The organism is Acinetobacter sp. G11 (genome assembly GCF_049808495.1).
In the GTDB taxonomy this organism is placed as follows: Bacteria; Pseudomonadota; Gammaproteobacteria; order Pseudomonadales; family Moraxellaceae; genus Acinetobacter; species Acinetobacter kookii.
On record NZ_JBNCAT010000062.1, the window covers coordinates 1 to 5,179 of the forward strand.

Below are 5,179 nucleotides of genomic sequence, written 5' to 3' on the forward strand. Positions count from 1 at the left end.
TAATTGATGAAATACGGTATTCTGATGTGACAAAACCTGAGTCCTTTATAGTTAAAGTGTTTGTTTGCACTCATATTTTAACTATTTAGACTCAGGTTTTTTTATTTAAAGCAAACTATGGGACAGTAGTGGCTTAAAGCTCCTTTTTTACGTCAAAATGTCGAGAATTTGCACCTTATGGTCATCCACCTTAAACTTCACATTCAAGTCGGCAAACAACATGCCATATACCCGCTCCGCATCATTTTGATAAGCCGGTCTTGGATCGAGCGATAAAACCTGCTCCAGCTCATTCACAATTTGACTATTTAGCCTGCGAATTTTCATTAAATCCTGCTTTTGCTGTTCGGCATTTTCTGTCCAGATCACAGAGTTTCGTTCAGGTTCATCCTGTGCATAACCACTTTGCGCCGTAACCACTGCATCTGAATATTGAATATAGGGTTTAATATCGACAATCGGCGTTCCATCCAGAAGATCGCTGCCTGTCACATACACACGTACAGACTTGCCAACTTTTTTCACGTCTTTCAGCCGGACAACGGATAACCCGAGGGGTGATGGCCGGTACATGCTGCGCGTGGCAAATACCCCGATTTTTTTATTGCCCCCCAAGCGCGGTGGACGAACTTGCGGTCTAAAATTTTGACTTTGCTGCTGATTTTTATTTTCATGAAATTGCCACAATAGCCAGAGATGACTAAATTCCTCAATCCCTTCAAAAGCGGTTAAATCATTATAAGGCTCAACCATTTCAATATAGGACTCGACCTGTACCAGATTGGGTTGACGTGGAATACCAAATTTTTCTTTATAAGGCGATTTCATATACCCGATTATTGGCATTTTAAGCTCAGTCATAATCACTTTTTCTGATAAGTTCAATTAAATATATTCAGTTTATCGAGAATGTTTTTAGATTAGAATAGTAAGCTGTTCTAATTTGATAACTTATTGAGACCTTTAATGGCTGCTTTCAACGTCGAAAAGATTACTCACGTCCACCACTGGAATGACACTTTATTCTCTTTTAAAACCACTCGTGACACTGCATTGCGTTTTAAAAACGGACAATTTGTGATGATCGGTCTTGAAGTGAATGGTAAGCCTTTAATGCGCGCTTATTCAATTGCAAGTGCTAACTACGAAGAAGAATTAGAGTTTTTCTCTATTAAAGTTCCAGATGGTCCTTTAACTTCTATCCTGCAAAAAGTAAAAGTGGGTGATGAAATCCTGGTTTCTAAAAAACCTACAGGCACTTTGGTTCTGGACGATTTGAACCCGGGTAAAAACTTGTACCTTCTTTCTTCTGGTACCGGTCTTGCTCCATTCCTGTCTGTGATTCGTGACCCTGAAACCTATGAACGTTTTGAAAAAATCATCGTGGTTCACGGTACACGTTTCATTTCTGAACTGGCTTATCAAGATTTGATTCTCAACGAAATTCCAAACCATGAATTCTTCGGTGAGTTAGGTGCTAAAGAAAAATTGGTGTATTACCCAACTGTAACGCGTGAAGATTTCCATACTCAAGGTCGTGTAACCACTGCCATTGAATCTGGTCAATTGTTCGAAAAAATCGGTCTGCCACGTTTCAACCCGGAAACTGACCGTGCAATGCTTTGCGGTAGCCCGGCATTCCTGGACGACGTTGCGGCTCTTCTTGACCAGCATGGTCTAAAAGAATCTCCACGTATGGGCGTTTTAGGCGACTACGTCATTGAACGTGCATTCGTTGAAAAATAAGATACTGAGCTATTTAAAAAACCGAGCTTATGAGCTCGGTTTTTTCTCTTATTTAATTACTCAGATGCCGGTACAAAAGGCTTATTCTCTTTGCGTTCTTGTAAGGCTTTTTGAATCACCCGATACCCTGCCGTTAAACCTAAACTTGCCATAATCACGGCAACCACAATATCCGGCCACATGCTCCCCGTACCAAACACACCGACCGCAGCCAAAATCACCGCGACATTGCCAATAGCATCATTACGGCTACACAGCCAGACCGACTGCATATTTGAGTCACCGTCACGAAAGGCATATAAAATCACGGCCGCAGTGACATTGGCAATTAAAGCAAGCAGACCAATTGCCCCCATAGTCATGGCTTCGGGCGGAATGCCTTGCACATAGGCATAGAGCGCTTTTGCAATGACCACAAAACCAAATAGCGCCATGGTGATGCCTTTTATCAACGCCACTGTAGCACGCCAGTATAGACTTGCACCCAATACGGCCAGTGAAATGCCATAATTCACCGCATCACCAAAGAAATCGAGGGAATCTGCCCAAAGTGCAGAAGAGTGTGCATAAGCGCCCCCAATCAATTCCACGATAAACATCACAATATTAATAATGAGCGCAATCCACAAAGCCGTCCGAAATTTGCTATTTGGCTTTTGCGGTGCAGGTTCATGACTGCAAGTACATGCCATTTTTCATCACCTCTATGACTTTATTCATAACCTTGTTTATATTATTGTTATTCAAAACTATGGAGTAACTCCAAGGTCAAGTATGAATACACCTAAATATTATTTAATTAAAGATTTGGCCAATAAAACTCAGCTCAGCACGGACACAATACGTTTTTATGAGAAAAAGCAGCTGATCCAGCCGAGTTTTCGGGCGGATAATAATTATCGCTATTATGATGAAAATACATTCAAACGACTGATGTTTATTAAACGCTGTCGCACGCTCGATATTTCACTCGGCGAGATTGAAGCGTTGCTTGAACTCGAACAGCAGCCCTCGCAAAGCTGCCATGCAGTGAATCAGCTGATTGAACAACATATTGAGCAAGTCACTGATAAAATTACAGAATTACAAAAATTTCAACAACAGCTCATCCAGCTACGTGCCTCTTGCAATAGTACCCAAACCATTGACAGCTGCCAGATTTTGAAGCAGCTCGAAGCCGAAAATAAGGAAATATCCAACTAATTTACTAGGTTGAATCATTTTTCTAGATCCCTACAATAAAGCCATAGTTTTTTTATGCCTTTAATGACATGACCATTTCACACGTAACCGAACTTCTTTCTCCTGCCGGCTCGCTGAAAAACATGCGCTATGCCTTTGCCTATGGTGCCGATGCGGTATATGCAGGTCAGCCACGATATAGTTTACGTGTTCGTAATAATGCTTTTGATCATGACAATCTGGCAATTGGCATTGCCGAAGCACACGCCTTGGGCAAAAAATTCTATGTGGTGGTGAATATCCAGCCGCATAACTCGAAGTTAAAAAACTTCATTCGTGACCTGGAACCTGTCATTGCCATGAATCCAGATGCACTGATCATGTCCGATCCGGGTTTAATCATGATGGTGCGTGAACATTTTCCAGACATGCCGGTTCACCTGTCTGTTCAAGCCAATGCCGTGAACTGGGCAACGGTCAAATTCTGGAAAAACATGGGTCTGACTCGTGTCATTCTGTCACGTGAACTTTCTATCGAAGAAATTGAAGAAATTAAAAATAATGTCCCTGACATGGAAATTGAAGTTTTCGTACATGGTGCATTATGTATGGCTTATTCCGGTCGTTGCCTGCTTTCTGGCTATATGAATAAACGTGATGCTAATCAAGGCGCCTGCACCAATGCCTGTCGCTGGGATTACAAAATTCACGAAGCAGCTGAAGATGAAACTGGAGATGTAATTCCAGTTCAACAAATTGAAGAATCATCATCATGCTGCAAAAACAAAGATGCCGATGAGCAACACGCCCTAGAACAACACCAATTTGGCGAGCCGGTTTTATTACAGCGCAACGAAGAAGACATGTTTGCAGCCGAAGAAGACGAACATGGCACTTACTTCATGAACTCTAAAGACTTGCGTGCGGTACAGCATGTCGACCGTTTAACCAAAATGGGCATTCATTCCTTAAAAATTGAAGGTCGTACCAAATCGTATTTCTACTGCGCGCGTACTGCACAGATTTACCGTAAAGCGATTGATGATGCGCTAGAGGGCAAACCGTTTGATCCATCGCTGATGACTCAGCTGGAAGGCCTGGCGAATCGTGGTTATACGGAAGGTTTCCTGCGTCGCCATGTGCATACTGAATATCAAAATTATGAAACCGGTTCATCGCGTTTTGACCATCAGCAGTTTGTCGGTGAAGTATTAGAGCGTAACGGTGACTACATCAAGATTGATGTGAAAAACCGTTTTGTGGTGGGTGATTCGCTTGAGCTGATGACCACTTCAGGCAATATCACGTTTACGTTAACAGAAATGAAAGATAAAAAAGGTAACCTGATAGAGGATGCCAAAGGTTCAGGCCATGTCGTGGATATTCCTGTCCCTGCCGATGTAGACATGAACTATGCCCTGCTGATTCGCAACTTGCCGAATTCGACTGCCGATATTTCAGCATCCTCGTTGGCCTATCAAGCAGTCTAATCTTAGAGAGATCGACATGGCTTTATTGATTACCGATAAATGCATCAACTGCGATATGTGTTTGCCTGAATGTCCGAATGAAGCCATTTATGAGGGCGATAAGGTGTATGAAATTGATGTGAACCGCTGTACAGAATGTGTCGGCTTTTATGAGCACCAAACCTGTATAGCCGTATGCCCAATTGAGTGCATTATTCCGCATCCAGAGCATGTGGAAACACAAGAGCAATTGATGCAAAAGTTTAAGAAATTGAATTTATTCAAATTTTAAAAAATCTTTGGAGATGGCATCAAACTTGCTTAATTAAATACAACAAGATTGGGGAAAGAAGAATAAAAAGGCAAAACAAAAAATGTAGAAAAACAGAATAACCATGGAAATGGTGGTGATAAAAAAAGGAACCCAGAGTTAGCGTGCTGAGTTCCTATAAACAGGGTAAAACAAAAACTTGGGGAACTAAAGCCAAAGTGTCTATGTCAATGTACATAGCCACTTTGGCTTTTTTAGTTACTGCCCCGAACGGATAATGTAATCAAAAGCAGACAGTGAGGCTTTTGCACCTTCACCGGTGGCAATAATGATCTGCTTGTACGGCACCGTGGTACAGTCACCGGCAGCAAACACGCCTTTCACACTGGTTTCGTTGCGTTCGTTAATCACGATCTCGCCACGGTTACTGAGTTCCACTTTTGATGCTTTCAGGAAATCCGTGTTTGGCAACAGTCCGATCTGTACAAAGATCCCGGCCAGTTCAAGCGTA

7 protein-coding genes are annotated in these 5,179 nt (G+C 42.1%); 4 read left to right on the top strand and 3 right to left on the bottom strand.

Annotated features, from left to right (window positions below; translation table 11 throughout):
- Positions 1-147: 147 nt before the first annotated feature.
- Complete coding sequence (gene tsaA, locus ACPUEY_RS13890; RefSeq protein ID WP_425122437.1) at positions 148-861, bottom strand: tRNA (N6-threonylcarbamoyladenosine(37)-N6)-methyltransferase TrmO; 714 nt, start codon at positions 859-861, stop codon at positions 148-150.
- A gap of 105 nt (positions 862-966) precedes the next feature.
- On the opposite strand from tsaA, the gene ACPUEY_RS13895 reads away from it, so the two are divergent.
- On the top strand, positions 967-1,746 hold the full coding sequence (locus ACPUEY_RS13895) for a ferredoxin--NADP reductase (protein WP_092818522.1): 780 nt from the start codon (positions 967-969) through the stop codon (positions 1,744-1,746).
- A 56-nt stretch (positions 1,747-1,802) separates the two neighbouring features.
- Here the strand turns inward: ACPUEY_RS13895 and ACPUEY_RS13900 are convergent, their stop codons facing one another.
- Positions 1,803-2,438, bottom strand: a complete 636-nt coding sequence (locus ACPUEY_RS13900) for a cation transporter (protein ID WP_131275065.1) — start codon at positions 2,436-2,438, stop codon at positions 1,803-1,805.
- Positions 2,439-2,520: 82 nt separating this feature from the next.
- Between ACPUEY_RS13900 and ACPUEY_RS13905 the strand changes: the two genes are divergently transcribed.
- From ACPUEY_RS13905 to ACPUEY_RS13915, 3 genes are all read left to right on the top strand, one after another.
- The gene (locus ACPUEY_RS13905; protein WP_425122438.1) at positions 2,521-2,949 is read left to right on the top strand and encodes a Cd(II)/Pb(II)-responsive transcriptional regulator; all 429 of its coding nucleotides are present in this window, start codon (positions 2,521-2,523) and stop codon (positions 2,947-2,949) included.
- Between the two features lie 68 nt (positions 2,950-3,017).
- On the top strand, positions 3,018-4,418 hold the full coding sequence (yegQ, locus tag ACPUEY_RS13910; RefSeq protein ID WP_425122439.1) for a tRNA 5-hydroxyuridine modification protein YegQ: 1,401 nt from the start codon (positions 3,018-3,020) through the stop codon (positions 4,416-4,418).
- Between the two features lie 16 nt (positions 4,419-4,434).
- Positions 4,435-4,689: a YfhL family 4Fe-4S dicluster ferredoxin gene (locus tag ACPUEY_RS13915; protein WP_425122440.1), complete on the top strand. Its 255-nt coding sequence runs from the start codon at positions 4,435-4,437 to the stop codon at positions 4,687-4,689.
- 237 nt (positions 4,690-4,926) lie between these two features.
- On the opposite strand, the gene ACPUEY_RS13920 is transcribed toward ACPUEY_RS13915, so the two are convergent.
- Positions 4,927-5,179 (bottom strand): FAD-dependent oxidoreductase (locus tag ACPUEY_RS13920; RefSeq protein WP_425122441.1); only part of this gene is annotated, 253 nt, incomplete at its 5' end.

What these genes read in the sequence shown, in the direction of transcription:
- tsaA (WP_425122437.1), bottom strand. Translation starts at nt 861, where the DNA reads ATGACTGAGCTTAAAATGCCAATAATCGGGTATATGAAATCGCCTTAT.
- ACPUEY_RS13895 (WP_092818522.1), top strand. Translation starts at nt 967, where the DNA reads ATGGCTGCTTTCAACGTCGAAAAGATTACTCACGTCCACCACTGGAAT.
- ACPUEY_RS13900 (WP_131275065.1), bottom strand. Translation starts at nt 2,438, where the DNA reads ATGGCATGTACTTGCAGTCATGAACCTGCACCGCAAAAGCCAAATAGC.
- ACPUEY_RS13905 (WP_425122438.1), top strand. Translation starts at nt 2,521, where the DNA reads ATGAATACACCTAAATATTATTTAATTAAAGATTTGGCCAATAAAACT.
- yegQ (WP_425122439.1), top strand. Translation starts at nt 3,018, where the DNA reads ATGACCATTTCACACGTAACCGAACTTCTTTCTCCTGCCGGCTCGCTG.
- ACPUEY_RS13915 (WP_425122440.1), top strand. Translation starts at nt 4,435, where the DNA reads ATGGCTTTATTGATTACCGATAAATGCATCAACTGCGATATGTGTTTG.